Source organism: Micropruina sp. (assembly GCF_047607385.1).
In the GTDB taxonomy this organism is placed as follows: Bacteria; Actinomycetota; Actinomycetes; order Propionibacteriales; family Propionibacteriaceae; genus Micropruina.
In genome coordinates this window covers 1-18,895 of the sequence record NZ_JASGDE010000117.1, presented here as the reverse complement: position 1 = coordinate 18,895, position 18,895 = coordinate 1, and the positions used below count along the sequence as shown (strand labels likewise).

Here is an 18,895-nt window from a genome sequence, read left to right as displayed (position 1 = left end):
GCCACCGCGAACACACATCGCCCTTCGGCGGCGAGAGGAGAGGCCCGACCGCATGGCTTATGCTGCCCGGGTGGCAGAGCTCTCACCGACCAGCATCGGGTTCCTGATCCGGGACGCCCGCCGGCAACGCGGACTCTCCCAACAGGAGCTGGCCGACGGGCTGGGCACCTCGCCGGAGGTCGTCAACGATCTCGAGGCGGGCCAACGCGAACTCTCGGTGGATCTGGTGAACCGGATCGCCGAAGCCCTGGACAAGCCCGAACCGGTCGGCGGAGCGCTGCATCTGCGGATTCGCGGCGAGACCAAGCTGAGCGGGTCGATCGACGTCCGCTCGTCGAAGAACGCCGCGGTCGCGCTGCTCTGCGCCTCGCTGCTCAACCGGGGACGCACCGTGTTGCGCGGCATCGCGCAGATCGAAGAGGTGAACCGGATCCTCGAGGTGCTCACCAGCATCGGCGTCCGGGCCACCTGGTCGCCGGACCGCACCGAGCTGGAACTGGTCCGTCCCGAACGCCTCGATCTGAACAGCATGGACGCGGAGGCGGCCCGCCGGACCCGCTCCATCATCATGTTCCTGGGCCCGCTGCTGCACGACGAGGAGTCCTTCGAACTCCCCTACGCCGGCGGCTGCAACCTGGGCACCCGGACGGTCACCCCACACCTGCAGGCGTTGCGGCACTTCGGGCTCGACATCAAGGCCACCGAGGGCTCGTATCACGCGTCGGTGAGCCCGGTCGACCCGCATTCGCACCGTTCCATCACGCTCACCGAGCGTGGCGACACGGTCACCGAGAACGTGCTGATGGCCGCCGCCCGGCATCCGGGCGAGACCGTGATCCGCAATGCCAGCAGCAACTACATGGTTCAGGACGTCTGCTTCTTCCTGCAGCAGCTCGGCGTCCAGATCGACGGGATCGGCTCCACCACGCTGCGGGTGCGGGGGTTGAGCGTGATCGACACCGATGTGGCGTTCGCACCCTCCGAGGACCCGATCGAGGCGATGAGCCTGCTCACCGCCGCCATCGTCACCGGCTCGGAGCTGACCGTGCAGCGCTGCCCGATCGAGTTCCTGGAGATCGAGTTGGCCATCCTGGCCGAGATGGGGCTGTCCTTCGATCTCTCCCCGGAGTACCCGGCCGAGAACGGACGCACCCGGCTGGTCGACATCACGGTTCGTCCGTCGGAGTTGCGGGCCAGCTCGGACAAGATCCACCCGATGCCGTTCCCGGGCCTGAACATCGACAACCTGCCGTTCTTCGCGGTGATCGCCGCGGTGGCGCAGGGCCGCACCATGATCCACGACTGGGTCTACGAGAACCGGGCGATCCACCTGGTGGAGCTGACCAAGCTGGGCGCCAACGTCCAGCTGCTCGACCCGCACCGAATCATCGTCACCGGCCCCACCCGCTGGCGCAGCCAGGAGATCATCTCTCCCCCGGCCCTGCGTCCCGCGGTCTGCCTGCTGCTGGCCGCCCTCGCCGCCCGCGGCACCAGCGTGCTGCGCGACGTCTACGTGATCAACCGCGGCTACGAGGACCTGCCCAAGCGGTTGAACGCCCTGGGCGCCCAGATCGAGGTCTTCCGCGACTGACGCGGTCGGAGTTTACCCACGAGGTGCCGCACGACCTCCGCGGCGCCGGGATCGCGGCGATCTCGACATCGCCACCCGCTGCTGGGATGGCGGCTCGATTTCGAGTCATGACACGAGATCGGTCAGGGTTCCCTCCATCGGACGGCGATGTCGAGATCGCTGAGACCTCAGGGTGGTAGTACCAGTGGGACGCTGGGGACGGTTCTTTTCGTCCCACTGGTACTACGTGTGGGACGAAAAGAACCGTCCCCAGCGTCCCACCGGTATTGCGATGTCCGGGGTGGCTGCGGTGACTGACAGCTTTGGGGGCCAGTGGTGCTTTGCAGCGGGAGTGACTCTCGAAGCCGTCAGTCAGCCCCGGGCGCCCTGGCCGATCGGGGTCAGCGGACCTGGTGGACGTCGAAGTGGTAGGTCGGCGCGACGATCTCGTCCTGCGCGGCCACCAGTTGCAACTCGGGCAGGCCGGAATCGGCGGTCTGCTTGAGCACGGAGTAGACGACATCGGCGGTCGCGCCCACGGCCTGGGCGGCGGACTGGGTGCGCAGCCAGTGCGCCAGGAACATCGCCGCGGTCAGATCGCCGGAGCCGGTGAAGGTGCGGTCCAGCCGGGGCGTGGTCACCTGCCAGGCGCCCTCGCCGGTCACCGCCAGCATGGTCAGCGAATCGTTCTCGGTGGTGTCGGTCACCACCGAGGTCACCAGCACCGTCTCCGGGCCGACCGCACGCAGCGCGTGCGCCGCCTCGATCACCTCGTCCAGGGTGTGGGTCTCCCGACCGGTGAGGAAGTCGAGCTCGAAGTGGTTCGGCGTCACGATCTGCGCCTTCGGCACCACCTGGTCGCGCATGAACTCGGGGATCCCGGGGCGGACGAAGAAGCCGCGGCCGACATCGCCCATCACCGGATCGCAGCAGTAGATCGCCCGCGGGCTGCGCTCCTTGACCAGCTCGACGGCGTCCAGCACGACCGCGCCGACCTCCTCGGCACCCTGGTAGCCGGACAGCACGGCGTCCACCCGGGGCAGCACACCCCGGTCGTCGATGCCCCGAATCACCTCGGCGACGTCGGCGGCGGCCAGTAGCGGCCCCCGCCACTCGCCGTACCCGGTGTGGTTGGAGAAGTGCACGGTCAGCACCGGCCAGACCTCGACACCCGAACGCATCAGCGGGAAGGTGGCCGCGCTGTTGCCGACATGGCCGTAGGCGACCGAGGACTGGATCGACAGGATGGTTGTCACGAGGCCCTATTGTGTCCCAGTCCGCGGCTCGGTGGAAACGCTTCCAGATCGCCGTGATCGCGGCTGGTCGCCGGACGACGCCCGATCAGCACAGGAAGGCGTCCAGCGCGGCTGCCTCGGCCTCCAGCTCGGCGGCCCTGGCCTCCTGGCCGCGGGCTCGATAGTCGGCCGCGGCCGCCAGGCGCTCGTCCCGTTCGGCACTGACGATCTCCAGGGTGTGGTCCTCGTCGAGTTCTCGGCGCTGGGCCTCCGCGGCGCCGACGCCGACCGCGCTGCCGGCGACGTGCTCGCTGCCGGCGGTGGCGTCGTCCGTGGGTTCGACGCCGACCGCTTCGGCGTTCTCGATCGCCGCCAGGGCCGACCGGATGGCGTTGCGGGCGGGTGTGTCACGCGCCTTCATCGCCCCCGGCAGGGCGTCCCGCAGAGCCTGGCGGATGGGTGCGGTGCTCTCTGACATGCCCCGATTATGGCCCCGATCGGCGTCCCTCACCCATACTGAGCCCGTGAAGGCCGGCGACTACCGCTTCTTCGACACCCGGTTCGCCGCGATGGCCCATCGAGGCGGCTTCCTCACCGACGCCGACCGACCCCGGGAGAACACCCTCTACGCCTTCCGCCGCGCCGTCGAACACGGCTATCGCTATCTGGAGACCGACGCCCACGTCTCCGCCGACGGCGTGCTGTTCTCCTTCCACGACGACACCCTGGACCGGGTGACGGACGCCGGCGGCGTCCCGGAGCGGCTGCCGTGGAGCGTGCTGCGCACGGTGCGGGTGGCCGGACGCGACCCGATCCCCAGCTTCGACGAACTCTTCGAAGCCCTGCCCGAGGCCCGGTTCAACATCGACCTGAAGGTGCCCGGCGCGATCGAGCCGCTGGTCCGGACGATCGACGCGCACCGTGCCCACGACCGGGTCTGCGTGGGTTCCTTCTCCTCGGCCCGGATCCGCGCCTTCCGCGCCCTGACCGGTGGACGGGTGGCCACCGCAGCCGGGCCGGTCGGGGTGGCCTGGCAGGCCTACGCCGCCCTCGGACGCCGGATCGTCCACTCCCCCGGTGTGGTGCTGCAGATCCCGGCCCGCGCCTGGCACGATCGGGTTCCGGTGCTCACCCGGGGGCTGCTCCGCACGGCGCACGCCGCCGGGCGAGCGGTGCACGTCTGGACGGTCAACGACCGCACCGAGATGGAGCGGCTGATCGACCTGGGCGTGGACGGCCTGGTCAGCGACCGGATCGACGTGCTCGCGGACGTGCTCGCCGAACGCGGGCTGTGGGAAGGCGGTTGATGGACGGCAGGAAGCAGCGCAGCACCCGGCAGCAGCGGGCCTGGTACTGGTACGACTGGGCGAACTCCGCCTACGTCACCACGACGGCGACGGTCATTCTGGGGCCCTACCTGACAAGCCTGGCCACCAACGCGGCCTGCCCCGAGCTGGCCGAGGGCGCGGTGTGCAGCACGCCGGTGTCGCTGCTCGGCTTCGGCGTGCTGCCGGGCGCCGTGCATCCGTTCCTGGTCACCATCTCGACCATCCTGACCACCCTGGCGCTGTTGCTGGTCGGCGTCATCGCCGACCGCTCACCGCATCCGCAGTGGTGGCTGGGCGGGCTGGCCTGGGTCGGCGCGGTCGCGGCGTCCGCGATGTTCTGGCTGGCCGGCGACAACTGGGAGCTCGGCGCGGCGCTGATGATCGTGGCCAATCTGTGCATCGGGGCGTCCCAGGTGATCTACGACGGCATCCTGGTCCGGATCGCGTCCCCGGACGACCGGGACCGGGTGTCCAGTCGCGGCTGGGCGCTCGGCTACCTGGGCGGCGGCCTGCTGCTGGCGGTGAACCTGGGGCTGATGACCGGCTACGAGGCGCTGGGGATCAGCTACGGGCTGGCGATCCGGCTCAGCCTGCTGTCCGCCGGGCTGTGGTGGGGGCTGTTCACGATCATCCCGGTGCTCGGCCTGCGGTCGCTGCCACCTCGCGCCCTGGAACAGCTCGGCCACACCCCGTCCGCGCGTCCCAACCCGTTGCGGCAGCTGGCGGCGACCTTCGCCGACCTGCGGCACTACCCGCAGACCCTGCTGTTCCTGCTCGCCTACCTGTTCTACAACGACGGCATCCAGACCGTGATCGGACAGTCCAGCCTGTACGCGCAGCTGGAGCTCGGCATGTCCACCTCGAACGTGATGATCACCTTCCTGCTCACCCAGTTCGTCGCCTTCGGGGGCGCGCTGCTGTTCGGACGGGTGGCCGCCCGGTGGGGCGCCAAGCGGACGGTGTTGGCCGGTATCGCGATCTGGTTCGGGGTGGTGTCGGTGGCCTACTTCCTGCCCGGCGGGGTGTTCGGCGCGCTGCTCGCGCTCGGTGCCGCGATCGGCCTGGTGATGGGCGGCACCCAGGCGCTGAGCCGCTCGATGTACTCCCAGCTGGTGCCGAAGGGACGCGAGTCGGAGTACTTCAGCTTCTATCAGGCGATGGAGCGCGGAACCAGCTGGCTGGGCACGCTGAGCTTCGCGCTGGTCTTCCAGTTCAGCCACTCCTACCGCCTGGCGATCCTCACTCTGGTGCTCTTCTTCCTTGTCGGAGGGGTATTGCTGAGCCGGGTGCGGATGCGCGAGGGAATCATCGCCGCGGGAAATGCGTTACCCAAGGTCTTGTGAGGCCCTTGGCCTCACCCGGTAGCGTGGAATCGGCCGAGTCGCACCGCAGGTGCGGCCGCCGGAGGGAGAAGTAATGGCTGAGCGTTCATTGCGGGGTTCCGGTCTGGGATCGAAGAGCTTCGCCGACGGCGCCGGCGTCGAGTTCGCGGCGCGGCAGGAGATCGGCTTCGACTGCCCGAAGGATCACCACTTCAGCATCACCTTCGCCGAGGAGGCTGAGCTGCCCACCGAGTGGGAGTGCCCCCGCTGCGGCGCCATCGCCCGGCGCTCCGACGGTGTCGAGCCGGAGGTGAAGGCCGTCAAACCGCCGCGCACCCACTGGGACATGCTGCGGGAGCGCCGATCGATCGAAGAGCTGGAGGAGCTGCTCGCCGAGCGGCTGGACGAGATCCGGGGCAACTGAGCCCGGACGCCGCTCGGAACCGTCCGTCCCCGCGGAGCGTGCCTGGCGTGGGACGGAAGGAACCGTCCCCGACGTCCCACAGGTACTACCAGTGGGACGATAGGAACCGTCCCCGGCGTCCCACTCAGGGTTCGATCTCGCCCTTGATCACCGTGGGGTCGGACGCCGGCCCGGGCCGGGGAGGCTCCGGTGCGGGCGCGTCCGGCACCGTCTCTCCCTCGATCACCGTGTCGCGCTCGACGCGGGCCCGCATCACGTCGATGTTGATCCCGGAGCGGGCGGCCCGGCGGGCGATGAACAGCTGCAGCAGGTTGCGGGCCAGCGGACGGGTGAACGGCAGCAGGAAGATCAGCCCGAAGACGTCGGTGAAGAAGCCGGGCAGCATCACCAGCACGCCGCCGACCATGACCAGCACCGGGTCGAGCAGTTCGCCGCCGGGCAGCTTGCCGGAACTGATCGCGTTGGTCAGCGACCGCCAGGCCTTCGCGCCCTCCCGCCGCATCAGCCACCCGCCCAGGAACGCTTCGGCGATCAGAATGGCGATGGTGGGCAGCGCGCCGATCGTCTGTCCGACGCTGACCAGCAGCCACACCTCGATCACTGGCACGGTGATGAAGAAGAGCAGCACCAGCGGCGCCAGCCAGGGCCGGCGTCCGCGGGCGGGCGGCCGCGGCGAGGTCACTTGTCGGCGTCCCGTCGATCGCCGCTCCGCCTGGCTGCCTCGCGACGGATGGTGCTGTTCAGTTCGGCGACGGCCTCGCTGGCCCGCTGGGCGTACTTCTCGACCTCGGGACCGAGCCGTTCGGCGGCGTCCGCGGCCAGCTTGCTCACCTCGTGGGTCAGCCGCTGCGCCTCGGCGACCACCTTGTCGCTGACCTCGCCGGCCACCTTGGGCGCCTGCTGCGTGGCGAAGCCCAGGTAGCGCTTGGCCTGCCCGCCGCGCTTGACGATGCCCCACCGGGTGGTCAGCAGGGCCGCTTCGATCGCGATTCCGCTGCTCATCTTGGAGTCGCCGCGTTCCCGCTCGATGAACTCGATCGGCACCTCGACCACCCGGTAGCCGCGTTCGACGGCGCGGCGGGCCAGGTCGATCTGGAACGCGTAGCCGGCCGATTCGATGGTGTCCAGACCGATGCCGCGCAGCGTGTCGGCCCGGAACGCGCTGAACCCGCCGGTGATGTCCCGCAGCGGGATGCCGAGCATGATCCGCGACCACAGCGAGCCGCCCAGCGAGATCGCCTTGCGATGCCAGGGCCAGTTCTTGATCGAGCCGCCCGGCACCCAGCGCGACCCCTTCACCATGTCGGCGCGCTTCAGCGCCCGCAGCATGCTGGGCAATTGCTCGGGCTGGTGCGAGCCGTCCGCGTCGTGCTCCACCAGGACGCCGTAGCCGCGCTCCAGTCCCCAGCCGAACCCGGCGATGTAGGTCGCCCCCAGGCCCTCCTTGGCCTGCCGGTGCAGCACGTGCACCTGATCGTCGGCCGCCGCCAACTCGTCGGCGATCCGGCCGGTGCCGTCGGGCGAGTTGTCGTCGGCGATCAGGATGTCGGCGTCCGGGACGGCGCGACGCAGCCGCTGCACGATCGGGACGATGTTCTCGGCCTCGTTGTAGGTGGGGATGATGACGAGCACCTTGCCCAACTCAGCCCATTCCGGGGCGCTGGCGGCGTTGCTCGTGGTTTCGGTCACTGCGTCTCCTGGGTCGTTTCAGAGCTTCCATTCTGCCGCACCGACCCCTTGCGCCGCCGGGACCGCCACCCCGTCCAGGCGAGCGCGACCACGGTCAGAGCCAGGCCGGCGAGTTCCAGACCCTGGGAGTACGACGCGGCCGGCGTCAGGCCGCTGCGCAGCGGCAACTCCACCACTCCGGACGCGGACTGGAACTCGGGCAGGGTGAAGGCGACGCTGCCGTCCGGGCGGATCAGGCCGGAGGTGCCGGTGGTGGTCACCACCAGCACCTCGCGCCGCAATTCCGCCGCCCGCGCCCGGGTGATGGCGAACTGCTGCGGCACCTGGCGGGTGCCGACGTACATGGCGTTGCTGCTCTGCACCACGTTGACCTGGGCGCCGGCCCGCACCGTGTCGTGGACGGTGCCGTCGTAGGCCACCTCGTAGCAGATCACATCGCCGAGCTGCAGCGTGCGTCCGGGCAGGTCGACCGGCAGCACGCCCGGCCCGACGCCGGGAATCGACTGGGCGCCGACGTAGCGGACCACCGGGAAGAGCGGTTCGAGCAGGCTGCGCAGCGGCACCCACTCGCCGAACGGCACCAGGTTCCGCTTGTCGTACTGGGCGGCGGGCCCGGTGTTCGGATACCAGACGATCGCAGCGGTCTGCCGTTCGTAGGCGTCCGGATTCTCGGTGATCCCGCCGACCAGGATCGGGACGCCGACCGCGTCCACCGCGGCCCGGACGGCCTGCCCGGTCTGGGCGTCCCGAAACGGGTCCATGTCGGTGCCGTTCTCCGGCCACACCACCAGGTCGGGCTGGGGCAGCTCTCCGGACGCCACCCGCGCGGCCAGCCGCCGGGTCTCGTCCAGGTGGTTGCGGGTGATGGTGCGCGGCTCGCCCAGTCCGTAGATGCCGCCGCCGGGCGCGTTGCCCTGCACATAGCCGACCCGGACGCTGCCCTGCTCGGCACCGGCCGGCACCAGGGCGCCGAGCAGTCCGCTGAACAGCACCGCGACGGCGGCCAGAGCACCGGCCAGACGCCGGCGCGCACCGGCGGCCAGCAGCACCCAGGCCAGCAGCTGGGCGATCAGCGCCAGTGCGAACCCGGCCCCCGGGACGCCGACCAGCGGCAGCAGCCCGGCCAGCGGCGAGTCGATCGTGGTGTAGCCGAGCCGCAACCAGGGGAAGCCGCCGAAGGGAACGTTGCCGATCAGGTACTCGGTCAGCAACCAGCAGCCGGCCGCGATCAGCGGCCAGGCCCGGGACCGGCCGGCCAGCCGCAGCAGCACGCCGAGCACCGCCAGATAGCAAGCCTCCAGGGCCGCCAGGGCGATCATGGCCTGGACGAAGATGACGCTCATCCAGGTGACCCCGGTCAGGTACCAGGCGAAGCCGAACAGGAAGCCGGTGCCGGCCGCCTGCCGCCAGGTCGGCGCCGGCAGGGCGAGCAGGGTCAGGCAGCTGACCGCCACGATCAGCACCGGCCACCAGAGCGTGGGTGCGAAGCCGAGCGTCGCGGCGGCGCCGGTCAGCGCCGCCAAGGAACTGCGTACCCACCACGGCAGGGCGCGCAGACGGTCGGTCACCCGGGAATGCTACCCAGAGAACCGCTGATCTCCGCTGGTCGAGCTTGTCGAGACCCTGCTCGCAACGGGTTTCGACAAGCTCAGCCAGCGAGGCGCCGCATTGATCGGTGGCGCCGTGAGGTCACAGCACCGGGCGGTCCTTGAACGGCACCGACAGCACCAGGGTGGTGTGGGTGGACGCCCCGGCGGTGGTGCGGATCTGGGTGAGCAGCGCCTCCAGCTGGGCCGGGGTCTCCACCTGCACGATCAGGATGTAGCTGGCGTCCCCGGCGACGGAGTAGCAGGACACCACGTTGCTCAGGTGCTGCAGCCGTTCCGGAATCTGCTCGTCGGCGGCCGGGTCGGAGCCGTTCAACGCGATGAAGGCGGTCAGCCCCAGCCCCAGCGCCTCGGCGCTGATGTCGGCGCGGTAGCCGGTGATCAGGCCGCGCTGCTCCAGCCTGCGGACCCGTTGCTGGGCCGCCGAGGTCGACAACCCGGTCTCGCGTCCGATGTCGGTGTACGACATCCGGCCGTCCCTAGACAGCAGGGTGAGGATCTGGCGGTCCGTGCTCTCCATGGCCCAATCGTGTCACCATGTGCGGGTGGAACCGGCATTTCTTCAGCTTTATGACACGGCATCGCTGTATTTCCGGGCTTTTTTCGGTCTGCCGGGCTCGCTGCGGGCCGCTGACGGCCAGCCGGTGAACGCCGTCCGGGGTCTGTTGGACTTCATGGCGCGGTTCATCACCGAGTACCGGCCGACCCACGCCGCGGCCTGCTGGGACAACTCCTGGCGTCCGGCCTGGCGGGTCGAGCTGGTGCCCAGCTACAAGGCGCACCGGGTGCTGGCCGGCGACGTCGAGGTGGTTCCGGACGAGCTGAACAGCCAGGTGCCGCTGATCCTCGGGGTACTGGACGCCCTCGGCATCGCGGTGGTCGGAGCGGACGGCTACGAGGCGGACGACGTGATCGGCACCCTGGCCAGCACGGCGTCCGGACCGGTGGACGTCGTCACCGGCGACCGGGACCTGTTCCAGCTGGTCGACGACGACCGGCAGATCCGGGTGCTGTCGGTGGTCAAGGGGGTGCGCAACCACGAGCGGGTCACCGACGCTGTGCTGCGGGAGCGCTACGGGATCACCGGCGCCGGCTACGCCGACTTCGCGACGCTGCGCGGGGATGCCTCGGACGGGCTGCCCGGGGTGTCCGGGGTGGGCGAGAAGACCGCGGCCCGGCTGATCGCCGACTACGGCGACCTGGACGGTGTGCTGGCCGCCGCCTCCGCGGGCCGGCTCTCCCCCGCGCTCACCGCGCGGCTGGCCGCCGGCATCGACTATCTGGCCGGGGCTCGCGAGGTGGTCCGGGTGTGCCGCGACATCGACCTTGGGGTCAGCCTGGACGACCTGCGGCTGCCCACCAAACCGGCCAGGCCGGAGGTCTTCGCCGAACTCGCCGAACTGCTCAACCTGGGCGGTGCCGCCGACCGGATCGTCACCGCGCTGGCCTTGAACGCCTGACCCCTCCCTCCTCAGCCCCCCGGCGACCCGATCCCCGCCTGTCCCGCTCGCTCCTTCCTCAGCGCTCGCCTAACTATTTAGGGCTCGCTGAACTCGGCGAGCCCGAAATAGTTAGGCGAGCGCTGAGCAGGGTGGGGACGGGGTGGGCACGAGACACCTCCCGTGTCGTTTTCGGCTTCGTCCTGTCGTCGGGTTAGGCTGGGCCCCGTCCTTAGTCGATGCAGTGTCAGTCGATGGAGTTCGGTATGAGCAGCCTGCGTCTCCGCATTGAGCCGCTCGCCGGCGTCCGGATAGCCCCTGAGGAGAGTCTGCTACCAGTCCCTGCTGGTGCTGCCACCGTTCCGCGCTCGCGCGGGACGGTTTTTTATTGCCCACCGACCGGCCGCCTCCGGGAGGGAGTTCGCGCATGGCCGTCCTGATCATCAACACCGACAACACCGCGCTGCACACCGTGTCGTTGCAGCACGCCATCGGCATGCTGCTGCGCAAGGTCGCGGTGGTGGAATCCGCCCATCCCGAACTGGTCTTCGGGCCGTATCCGCAGCCCGAGGTGCTACGTCTGGTCCGCTACGTGAAGACCACCTTCCTGTACGGACGGGCCCCCGGCTGGACCAAGCGCGGGGTGTTGAAGCGGGACGGCCACAGTTGCGGCTACTGCGGTGAGCGGGCCACCACCGTCGACCACATCCTGCCCATCTCGCGCGGCGGCAGGAACACCTGGTCGAACACCGTCGCGGCTTGCCACAGCTGCAATTCACGGAAGGCGAACCGGACGCCGGGCGAGGCCGGGATGCCGCTGCGGACCGAGGCCTACGCGCCCACCCGCTCGCAACTGATGGTTGCCTGAGTCGGCTCAGCCCCGGCTCAGCACGTAGACCGCGGCACCGGCGCGCAGGTTCGCGGCGCGCAGGTGCTTGCCGAGCCGCTCCCCGGCCAGGGTCAGGTTGATCCGCTGATCGATCACCAGGCCCAGCTTGGCGAACAGGTCCTCCAGGTCGACCAGGGTGGTGAACCGCAGGTTCGGCGTGTCGTACCAGGAGTACGGCAGCTCGCGTGACATCGGCATCCGGCCGCGCAGCAGCATCAGCCGGTGCTGCAGCAGGCCGAAGTTCGGCACCGAGACGATCAGCCGGCCGGCGATCCGGGCCATCTCGCGCAGCACCACCTCGGGACGCCGGATGGTCTGGATGGTGCGGGACAGCACCACCGTGTCGTAGGACGCCGAGGCGAACAGCGACAGGTCCTCGTCCAGGTCGAGTTCCATCACCGGGACGCCGGCGACAATGGCGGCCAGCACCTTGTCCGGGTCGATCTCGACGCCGGTCCCGGTGCAGCCGTGCTCGGTCATCAGGTGGTGCAGCAGCGCGCCGTCGCCGCAGCCCAGGTCGAGCACCCGGGACGCGTTCGGCACCAGGTGCGCGATCAGGTCGAGGTCGGGACGCAGGTTCATCGCAGACCCTCCCGGCTGGCCCGGTCGAACCAGCCGCGCAGCGTGTCGTGGTAGCGCGGCACCGGCAGCAGGAACGAGTCGTGCCCCCAGCTGGCCGGGATCTCCCGGAAGCTGACCGGCTGCCGGGCGTTCTCCAGGTGCTTGACGATGCGGCGCGAGTGGTCGGTGCTGAACCGCCAGTCGGTGTCGAACGACATCACCAGGAATTGCACCGGACAGGACGCCACCGCCGCGGTGGCGTGCGGCCTGCTGAACGGGTCGAAGTAGTCCATCACCCGCGACAGGTACAGGTAGGACAGCGCGTCGAAGCGCTCCAGGAAGACCCGGCCCTGGTGGTCCAGGTAGCTCTCCACCGCGAAGTCGATGCCGAAGCCGGGCTTGTCCCGGGCCGGATGCGGAGTGCGGCCGAATTTCTCGCTGAACGCGTCCTCGCTGAGGTAGGTGATGTGCGCCATCATCCGGGCGGTGCGCAGCCCGAGCCGGGGCACCACGCCGTGCTCGGCGTAACGGCCGTCGTTGAAGTCGGGGTCGTCCATGATCGCCCGCCGGGCCACCGCCGAGAAGGCGATGTTCTGCGCGGTCAGCCGGGACGAGGCCGCGACGATCGCCGCGTTGCTGAGCTGCTCGGGGTAGCGCAGCGCCCACTCCAGCACCTGCATGCCGCCCAGCGAACCACCCAGCGCGGCCAGCAGCCGTTCGATGCCCAGGTGGGCCAGCAGCGCCCGGTGCACGGTGACGAAGTCGGCCATGTCGAGCAGCGGGAAGTCGAGGCCGTAGGCGCGTCCGGTGGCCGGGTCGATCGAAGCCGGGCCGGTGGTGCCCTGGCAGCCGCCGAGCAGGTTGGCGCAGATCACGAAGAACCGGTCGGTGTCCAGCGGCTTGCCGGGTCCGATCAGGTTGTCCCACCAGCCGGGTCGCTTGGCCCCGGCGTGGAATCCGGCGGCGTGGGCGTCCCCGGTCAGGGCGTGACAGATGACGACGGCGTTGTCCCGGGCGTCCGAGAGGGTGCCGTAGGTCTCGTACGCCACGTCGACCGGCCCCAGTGTGGACCCGCCGGCCAGGACCAGCGGGTCATCGGCGGTGAACAGCCGGGCGACGTGGGTCTCGACGATGCCGAGCGAACCGTTGTCGGGCATGCAAGCAGACCGTTGCCGTTCAGAACTGGGCGAGGGCCTGATCGAGGTCGGCGATCAGGTCGTCGACGTTCTCGATGCCGATCGAGAGCCGGACCATCTCGGGCGCCACGCCGGCCGCCACCAACTCGTCCTCGGTCAGCTGCGAGTGGGTGGTCGAGGCGCTGTGGATGACCAGCGACTTGGCGTCGCCGATGTTGGCCAGATGGCTGAACAGCTGCAGCGACTCGACGAACGTCGATCCGCCTTCACGGCCGGCCTTGAGCCCGAACGATACGATGCCGGACGCGCCGCGCGGCAGCAGCCGCCGGCTGGTCTCGTACCAGGGCGAGGACTCCAGGCCGGGGTAGTTCACCCAGGCCACCGCCGGATGCGCCTCGAGATGCCGGGCCACCGCCAGCGCGTTGCTGCTGTGCCGCTCCATCCGCAGGTGCAGCGTCTCCAGCCCCTGCAGGAACAGCCACGAGTTCAGCGGTGCCACCGCCGCGCCGGTGTTGCGCAGCAGCACGGTGCGGGCCCGGATGATGTAGGCCAGGTTGCCGGCCGCCTCGGTCCAGACCACCTCGTGGTAGGCGTGGTCGGGCCGGGTCAGGCCGGGGAACCGCTCGGCGTGCGCCGCCCAGTCGAAGTTTCCGGAGTCGACGATCACCCCGCCCAGCGAGGTGCCGTGGCCGCCGATGTACTTGGTGGCGGCATGCACCGCGATGTCGACGCCGTGGTCGAACACCCGGCACAGGTAGGGCGTCGGCACCGTGTTGTCGACGATGAACGGCAGCCCGAGCGCATGGGCGGCGGCCGACCAGGCGTCCAGGTCGACCACGTTGACCTGCGGGTTGCCGACCGTCTCGCCGAAGACCAGCTTGGTCCGCTCGTCGACGTGCTGGGCCAGTTCGTCCGGCTTCTCCGGGTCGACGAAGCGGACCTCGATGCCGAACTGCGGCAGGGTGTGCGCGAACAGCGCGTAGGTGCCGCCGTAGAGGGTGGACAGCGCGACGATGTTGTCGCCGGCGTAGGTGAGGTTCAGCACCGCGTAGGTGATCGCGGACGCCCCGGACGCCGTGGCCAGCGCCCCGACCCCGCCCTCCAGCGCCGTCATCCGCTCTTCGAAGACGTTCTGGGTGGGGTTCATGATCCGGGTGTAGATGTTGCCCGGCACCTTCAGCGCGAACAGGTCGGCGGCGTGCTCGGTGTCGTCGAAGACGTACGACGTGGTCTGGTAGATCGGCACCGCGCGAGCGTTGGTCGCCGGGTCGGCCTTCTCCTGGCCGGCATGGACGGCGAGGGTTTCGGGCTGGTAGGTCATCGTCGGGCTCACCCTTCAGTGGACAGCCCGCCCAGCCTAGCCATCCGCCGCCGGGCGACCTTCCTCACTCGGAGTCCGGACGGGTGCGGCGCGGAACTCCTCCAGCACCTCGTAGCGCGCGCCGGAGGGACGCAGCTCGGAGCGGATCAGTGCGAACGCGCCGGCCTGGAACGCCGCGGGCGGGAAGCTCTCCACGATCCGCAACCAGCGGGTCAGCTCGCCCGGCCGGCGGCGCCGCGCCAGGGTCAGGTGCGGACGGTGTTTGGCGTTGTCGGAGGGGACGCCGACACGGCCGGCAGCCGTCCGGACCCGTCGGCTGAGCGCGCTGAACTCGTCCGATCCGGCGGCCACCGCCCAGTACAGCACCCGGCCGGCGGCCGGGTTGGGGAACGCGCCCGCCCCGTCCAGCACCAGCCGGAACGGGTCGCGGCGGACGTCGCCGAGGGCACGGTGCAGGGCTTCGACGCGGCCGTCGGGGACGTCGCCGAAGAAGGCCAGGGTGAGGTGCCAGTTGTCCCGGGCGGCCCAGCGCAGATCGGGATCGGCGGATCGGCGGGGCTCCACGAACACCTCCAGCGCGTCGAGCACCGGTGCGGGCGGGACCGCGGCGGCAAACAGTCGCATCGTCATCGGGACGATTCTAGGTTTCCCCGGCCGTTGCGCGGTCGGTCGGCCTTGGTCCGAGTGACACAATGAAGCCGGCACGCACCGGGTGGAAGGACACGAAGTCATGGCAGCGATCAAGGACCGCCTCAAGCAGGAGTTGGTGGCGGCGTTGAAGTCCCACGACGAGGCCCGCAAGTCGACCGTCCGGATGGCGCTGGCGGCGATCGCCAACGAAGAGGTGGCCGGCAAGGCCGCGAAGGAGCTCACCGACGCCGAGGAGCAGACGGTGCTGGCCCGCGAGTCGGCCAAGCGCAAGGACTCCGCCGAGGCCTACACCGCCGGCAACCGTCCCGAACTCGCCGCGAAGGAGCTGGCCGAGGCGGCGATCCTGGCCGAGTTCCTGCCACAGCAGCTGACCGAGGCCGAACTGGCCGCGATCGTCGCCGAGGAGGTGGCCGCGGTGACCGCCGCACTGGGCGCCCCGCCCACCATGCGCCAGATGGGCCAGGTGATGAAGGGCGTCACCCCGCGGATCGCGGGACGTGGCGACGGCAAGACGGCCGCGGCTTTGGTGAAGGCGGCGCTTTCTTGAACCACGACCGGGCTCCGCGGCCGCGGGTGCCGTGGGCGGTGCGCCTGGCCGGCGTCCTGGTCGTCGTCGGCCTGGCGCTGGCCGGCGTCCACTACGCCACCCCGTCCACACCGACCGCGCGCGGCGGTGCGGTGGGCAGCCGCGGCGTCCACGTCGGTCAGCCCCAGGGCCAGGGCAAGGGCGAGTCGGTCCCCGGCTCGACCAAGGGGTCGCCGAGCGGCAACGACGGCGGCACGCTGCCGCGCAAGGGCTACCGGTTCCGCTACGGCCCGAACCACACCACCCGGGTGGTGCTCAGCTTCGACGACTGCCCGCGCAGCCTGGCCGAGGAGCACACGGTGCTGGCCGGGGCCGCCCAGCTCGGCATCGGGCTGATGCTCTTCCCGACCGGGAACTGCATTCGCAGCGGGCATTTCGACGCCGGGTACGCCCGGTCCCAGGGCCACTACGTGTTCAACCACTCGATCACGCACCCCCAGCTGACCAAGCTGAGCTATGCCGGCGTCCTGGCCCAGCTCGCCCCACCCGGGATCCAGTCCCGCTACGGGCGTCCGCCGTTCGGCGATTGGAACGCCACCGTGGCCCGGGCCTACGCGGCCAAGGGGATGCGGATCTGGCTGTGGACGATCGACACCGACGATTGGCGCGGGCACACCGAGGCGGCCGTGGTGAAGACCGTCACCCAGACGTCGCGGGCCGGCGACACCGTCCTGATGCACATGCAGTGGAACGGGTTCTCGGTGGACGCGCTGACCCAGATGCAGGCCGGCCTGGCCAAGCGCGGGCTCCAGGTCTGCCGCAATTTCGGCGGCACCACCCCGGTGCGGTCCTGGACGGTGCGCTGCTGAACTGGCGCCGGGGCTACCGCACAGTGCTCGCCGGGCCGTAGGGTTCGGCCATGAAACGCCTGCTGACGCTGCTGTCGCTGATGGTCCTGAGTGCCTGCACGATCGGGCAACCGGCTGCCAACACGGTGCCGCCAGCACCGACGCCGCTGGAGACGCCGAGCGTCAGCGATTCGGGCTCGCCCTCCCCCAGCCCCTCGGAGGACTCCCCCAGCGGCTCGCCGTCCCCGGATCCGAGCACCGACCCGGAGGAGTCGCCGTCGGAGCAGCCGAGCGGTTCCCCCTCGCCCAGCACGTCCACCTCGACCTCGCCCGACCCGTCGACCTCGCCCGCCGGCTCCGCCGGCAGCTTCCGGGCCCCCGGCGAGGTGCTCGACCTCGGCGGCGAAGTTACCGTGACGGTGCTGGACAGCAAGCGGGCCAAGGTGTCCGGGCACCGCTCCAACCAGGTGCTGGTGATGGCGAAGAGCTGCAACGTGACGGCGGCCGCCGGCATCGAACTCACCTGGGACAGCTGGGTGCTGCTCGGCCCGGACAGCGAGGAGTACCCGGCCAGCACGACCCGCGGCAATTCCGAGCCGGTGCCGGTCTACCCCAACGGCAGCGGACGGCTGTACAAGCCCGGCCAGTGCGCCAAGGGCTGGATCGTGTTCGACGTCCCGACCAGCGCGAAGCTGTCCGGCGTCCGGTACATGAACAGCAACGGCGACTCCGGCCAGTGGCGGCTGAACGCCAACATCTGAGCCGTCGTCTCGGTGCTGAGTAGGGCGTGGCGGTTCCGTCACGGGTGCCGGCCGTCCTCGAGTGGGCCGCCCGCGAAGGGCGCATGGGGCGTAGACTGTGTTACATGTCTCACACGCTGACGCTTCGGTTGCCGGATGACCTGGGCGCCCGGTTGAACCGGCTTGCCGAATCGACCAGTCGCCCCAAGTCGTTCTACGTCCGCGCTCTGCTCGAAGATCACCTTTCGGAGCTTGAGTACGTAGCCGGTCTCGACGCCGAGGCCGAAGCGATCCGCCGCGGTGGTGCGCCTACTCGTCCGATGGATGAGCTCACTCGCGAACTCGGGTTCGATCCTGAAGAGCTGCGCGGCGAGGCACGCTCAGGCGTCGATGCGTAGCCGAAGGCCACGCATCCGGCTATGAGCAGGTTCGAGCTGGTCCGTTCGACGACGTTCGACAAGAGGATCCGCCAGCTTGACCGGCAGGTTCAGCGTCGGGTGCTCGTGGCGCTGTACGAGCTTGTCCAGCTCCCCGACCCCACCGCGCGGCTGAAACCGCTGCGGCACTCGAAGGCCGGTCTGTGGCGGCTCCGTGTCGGCGACTACCGGGTGATCGTGAGCGTTCAGAACTCCGAGCTGACCGTCATCGCCATCGACGTCGGCCACCGAAGCAACATCTACGACTGACAGAGCGACAATGAGGAGGGAGGCTGCTTCGCAGGCGTGGCTCCCGGACTCGATCCGGGATCTCTCCCGCCTGAGATCCCGGGTCGGAGCCAGGGACGACGTCGATCATCAGTGCTTCCCTAAGGTGGACGCGTGAGCCTCCCTTCCCGTCCGGACGACGATCGGCGCGACCTGCACCTTCGGGTCGGCACCGCGCAGCGTGAGGGTGCCCTCGAGGTGCTGCGGAACGCGGCGGCCGACGAGCGGATCACCTTCGCCGAGTTGGAGGCCCGGGTGCCGCAGGTGCTGCACGCCGTCACCCGACGCGACCTGGCCGCCGTGCTGGACGACCTGCTGCCGGCGACCGAGATCGACGGTGTGGTCGGCGGCGATCCCCCGGTCGGAACCGGCGCCGGCTACAGCTGGGACAACCCGCTGGTGCTGGAGCGCGAGGGCTGGCGTGAGCTGTACATCGCGCACGCCTGGGAGGTGCCGCCGTTCCTGGAGGTGCACGCCTCGATCGGCGGCGTCCGGCTCGACTTCACCGACGCGATCCCGCGGGCCAAGATCATCGATCTGGTGATCATCGTCGGCAACTGGGGCACCACCCAGCTGATCGTGCCCGAAGGCTGGGGCGTGGACGTGGCGTCCTGGCAGACCGACGTCTCCACCCTCCAGCTGAACGGCATCCGGACCCGGCCCAGGCCGGGCCTGCCCCGGATCATCGTCCGCGGCCAGACCAACGGCTCGGTGTACGTCCGCAAGCCCACCGACCGCGACCGCAAGCGCGCGGCCCGCGACCTGGAGCGCAACGGCGGCACCCCGCCGGCTCTGCCCCGCGCCTGAGCCGAGCCGCACGCCGGCACCGAGGTCCCCGGCGGCTCGCCCAGGGATCGATCATGCGACATGGCTGAATGCCGGGTGAACCCGGCCGGCGGGGTCTC

The 18,895-nt window shown here is 70.2% G+C and carries 21 protein-coding genes and 1 pseudogene; 12 read left to right on the top strand and 10 right to left on the bottom strand.

The features are described from left to right. Window positions 1-70 precede the first annotated feature (70 nt). On the top strand, window positions 71-1,591 hold the full coding sequence (locus tag QM582_RS10370) for a helix-turn-helix domain-containing protein (RefSeq protein WP_415084145.1): 1,521 nt from the start codon (window positions 71-73) through the stop codon (window positions 1,589-1,591). A 380-nt stretch (window positions 1,592-1,971) separates the two neighbouring features. Here QM582_RS10370 and pdxY read toward each other — a convergent pair whose 3' ends face one another. Together pdxY and QM582_RS10360 are read right to left on the bottom strand one after the other, a co-directional pair. Then, the gene (pdxY, locus tag QM582_RS10365) at window positions 1,972-2,826 is read right to left on the bottom strand and encodes a pyridoxal kinase PdxY (RefSeq protein ID WP_415084143.1); all 855 of its coding nucleotides are present in this window, start codon (window positions 2,824-2,826) and stop codon (window positions 1,972-1,974) included. 85 nt (window positions 2,827-2,911) lie between these two features. Then, the gene (locus QM582_RS10360) at window positions 2,912-3,283 is read right to left on the bottom strand and encodes a hypothetical protein (protein ID WP_415084141.1); all 372 of its coding nucleotides are present in this window, start codon (window positions 3,281-3,283) and stop codon (window positions 2,912-2,914) included. A gap of 46 nt (window positions 3,284-3,329) precedes the next feature. Here QM582_RS10360 and QM582_RS10355 point away from each other — a divergent pair, with 46 nt between their 5' ends. From QM582_RS10355 to QM582_RS10345, 3 genes are all read left to right on the top strand, one after another. Next, window positions 3,330-4,112 (top strand): glycerophosphodiester phosphodiesterase family protein, encoded by a 783-nt coding sequence (locus QM582_RS10355; protein ID WP_415084140.1) that lies wholly within the window; start codon window positions 3,330-3,332, stop codon window positions 4,110-4,112. Next, window positions 4,112-5,476, top strand: coding sequence for an MFS transporter (locus tag QM582_RS10350; RefSeq protein ID WP_415084139.1), 1,365 nt, complete (start codon window positions 4,112-4,114; stop codon window positions 5,474-5,476). The genes QM582_RS10355 and QM582_RS10350 overlap by 1 nt, the downstream gene beginning before the upstream one ends. Window positions 5,477-5,549: 73 nt before the next feature. Next, window positions 5,550-5,879, top strand: a complete 330-nt coding sequence (locus QM582_RS10345) for an RNA polymerase-binding protein RbpA (RefSeq protein ID WP_415084137.1) — start codon at window positions 5,550-5,552, stop codon at window positions 5,877-5,879. A gap of 124 nt (window positions 5,880-6,003) precedes the next feature. Here the strand turns inward: QM582_RS10345 and QM582_RS10340 are convergent, their stop codons facing one another. From QM582_RS10340 to QM582_RS10325, 4 genes and pseudogenes are all read right to left on the bottom strand, one after another. Beyond that, on the bottom strand, window positions 6,004-6,561 hold the full coding sequence (locus tag QM582_RS10340; RefSeq protein WP_415084136.1) for an FxsA family protein: 558 nt from the start codon (window positions 6,559-6,561) through the stop codon (window positions 6,004-6,006). Between the two features lie 182 nt (window positions 6,562-6,743). Beyond that, window positions 6,744-7,520, bottom strand: a pseudogene (locus QM582_RS10335) (polyprenol monophosphomannose synthase); the annotation flags it as partial. Between the two features lie 44 nt (window positions 7,521-7,564). Beyond that, entirely contained in the window at window positions 7,565-9,136 is a 1,572-nt protein-coding gene (lnt, locus tag QM582_RS10330; RefSeq protein WP_415084135.1) for an apolipoprotein N-acyltransferase, read from the bottom strand. A 121-nt stretch (window positions 9,137-9,257) separates the two neighbouring features. Further along, window positions 9,258-9,695, bottom strand: a complete 438-nt coding sequence (locus tag QM582_RS10325; RefSeq protein ID WP_415084133.1) for an Lrp/AsnC family transcriptional regulator — start codon at window positions 9,693-9,695, stop codon at window positions 9,258-9,260. Between the two features lie 25 nt (window positions 9,696-9,720). Between QM582_RS10325 and QM582_RS10320 the strand changes: the two genes are divergently transcribed. Further along, window positions 9,721-10,635: a 5'-3' exonuclease gene (locus tag QM582_RS10320; protein WP_415084132.1), complete on the top strand. Its 915-nt coding sequence runs from the start codon at window positions 9,721-9,723 to the stop codon at window positions 10,633-10,635. A 406-nt stretch (window positions 10,636-11,041) separates the two neighbouring features. Then, window positions 11,042-11,482: an HNH endonuclease gene (locus QM582_RS10315; RefSeq protein WP_415084130.1), complete on the top strand. Its 441-nt coding sequence runs from the start codon at window positions 11,042-11,044 to the stop codon at window positions 11,480-11,482. A gap of 6 nt (window positions 11,483-11,488) precedes the next feature. Here the strand turns inward: QM582_RS10315 and metW are convergent, their stop codons facing one another. The 4 genes from metW to thpR are packed head-to-tail and all read right to left on the bottom strand — an operon-like array spanning window position 11,489 to window position 15,151. After that, the gene (gene metW, locus QM582_RS10310; RefSeq protein WP_415084128.1) at window positions 11,489-12,085 is read right to left on the bottom strand and encodes a methionine biosynthesis protein MetW; all 597 of its coding nucleotides are present in this window, start codon (window positions 12,083-12,085) and stop codon (window positions 11,489-11,491) included. Beyond that, window positions 12,082-13,221 (bottom strand): homoserine O-acetyltransferase MetX, encoded by a 1,140-nt coding sequence (metX, locus tag QM582_RS10305; protein ID WP_415084126.1) that lies wholly within the window; start codon window positions 13,219-13,221, stop codon window positions 12,082-12,084. The genes metW and metX overlap by 4 nt, the downstream gene beginning before the upstream one ends. 19 nt (window positions 13,222-13,240) lie before the next feature. After that, complete coding sequence (locus QM582_RS10300) at window positions 13,241-14,521, bottom strand: O-acetylhomoserine aminocarboxypropyltransferase/cysteine synthase family protein (protein ID WP_415084124.1); 1,281 nt, start codon at window positions 14,519-14,521, stop codon at window positions 13,241-13,243. Window positions 14,522-14,557: 36 nt separating this feature from the next. Further along, window positions 14,558-15,151, bottom strand: coding sequence for an RNA 2',3'-cyclic phosphodiesterase (thpR, locus tag QM582_RS10295; protein WP_415084122.1), 594 nt, complete (start codon window positions 15,149-15,151; stop codon window positions 14,558-14,560). Between the two features lie 100 nt (window positions 15,152-15,251). Here thpR and QM582_RS10290 point away from each other — a divergent pair, with 100 nt between their 5' ends. The 6 genes from QM582_RS10290 to QM582_RS10265 all read left to right on the top strand — a co-directional run bounded on the left by QM582_RS10290 (window position 15,252) and on the right by QM582_RS10265 (window position 18,797). Continuing rightward, on the top strand, window positions 15,252-15,719 hold the full coding sequence (locus QM582_RS10290) for a GatB/YqeY domain-containing protein (protein ID WP_415084120.1): 468 nt from the start codon (window positions 15,252-15,254) through the stop codon (window positions 15,717-15,719). Then, entirely contained in the window at window positions 15,716-16,567 is an 852-nt protein-coding gene (locus tag QM582_RS10285) for a polysaccharide deacetylase family protein (protein ID WP_415084119.1), read from the top strand. Before QM582_RS10290 ends, QM582_RS10285 begins: the two co-directional genes overlap by 4 nt. Before the next feature lie 50 nt (window positions 16,568-16,617). Then, the gene (locus tag QM582_RS10280; protein WP_415084117.1) at window positions 16,618-17,307 is read left to right on the top strand and encodes a hypothetical protein; all 690 of its coding nucleotides are present in this window, start codon (window positions 16,618-16,620) and stop codon (window positions 17,305-17,307) included. A gap of 104 nt (window positions 17,308-17,411) precedes the next feature. Beyond that, window positions 17,412-17,684, top strand: a complete 273-nt coding sequence (locus QM582_RS10275; RefSeq protein WP_415084115.1) for a TraY domain-containing protein — start codon at window positions 17,412-17,414, stop codon at window positions 17,682-17,684. A gap of 21 nt (window positions 17,685-17,705) precedes the next feature. After that, the gene (locus tag QM582_RS10270; protein WP_415084113.1) at window positions 17,706-17,972 is read left to right on the top strand and encodes a type II toxin-antitoxin system RelE family toxin; all 267 of its coding nucleotides are present in this window, start codon (window positions 17,706-17,708) and stop codon (window positions 17,970-17,972) included. Window positions 17,973-18,104: 132 nt separating this feature from the next. After that, window positions 18,105-18,797 carry a DUF1707 SHOCT-like domain-containing protein gene (locus QM582_RS10265; protein WP_415084111.1) on the top strand — a complete coding sequence of 231 codons (693 nt, stop codon included), beginning with the start codon at window positions 18,105-18,107 and terminating at the stop codon, window positions 18,795-18,797. Window positions 18,798-18,895: the final 98 nt, after the last annotated feature.

Coding starts and splice junctions, on each gene's coding strand:
- QM582_RS10315 (WP_415084130.1), top strand. CDS start 11,042: ATGGCCGTCCTGATCATCAACACCGACAACACCGCGCTGCACACCGTG.
- QM582_RS10350 (WP_415084139.1), top strand. CDS start 4,112: ATGGACGGCAGGAAGCAGCGCAGCACCCGGCAGCAGCGGGCCTGGTAC.
- metX (WP_415084126.1), bottom strand. CDS start 13,221: ATGCCCGACAACGGTTCGCTCGGCATCGTCGAGACCCACGTCGCCCGG.
- QM582_RS10290 (WP_415084120.1), top strand. CDS start 15,252: ATGGCAGCGATCAAGGACCGCCTCAAGCAGGAGTTGGTGGCGGCGTTG.
- QM582_RS10270 (WP_415084113.1), top strand. CDS start 17,706: ATGAGCAGGTTCGAGCTGGTCCGTTCGACGACGTTCGACAAGAGGATC.
- thpR (WP_415084122.1), bottom strand. CDS start 15,151: ATGACGATGCGACTGTTTGCCGCCGCGGTCCCGCCCGCACCGGTGCTC.
- QM582_RS10325 (WP_415084133.1), bottom strand. CDS start 9,695: ATGGAGAGCACGGACCGCCAGATCCTCACCCTGCTGTCTAGGGACGGC.
- QM582_RS10275 (WP_415084115.1), top strand. CDS start 17,412: ATGTCTCACACGCTGACGCTTCGGTTGCCGGATGACCTGGGCGCCCGG.
- QM582_RS10300 (WP_415084124.1), bottom strand. CDS start 14,521: ATGACCTACCAGCCCGAAACCCTCGCCGTCCATGCCGGCCAGGAGAAG.
- QM582_RS10345 (WP_415084137.1), top strand. CDS start 5,550: ATGGCTGAGCGTTCATTGCGGGGTTCCGGTCTGGGATCGAAGAGCTTC.
- QM582_RS10280 (WP_415084117.1), top strand. CDS start 16,618: ATGAAACGCCTGCTGACGCTGCTGTCGCTGATGGTCCTGAGTGCCTGC.
- metW (WP_415084128.1), bottom strand. CDS start 12,085: ATGAACCTGCGTCCCGACCTCGACCTGATCGCGCACCTGGTGCCGAAC.
- QM582_RS10360 (WP_415084141.1), bottom strand. CDS start 3,283: ATGTCAGAGAGCACCGCACCCATCCGCCAGGCTCTGCGGGACGCCCTG.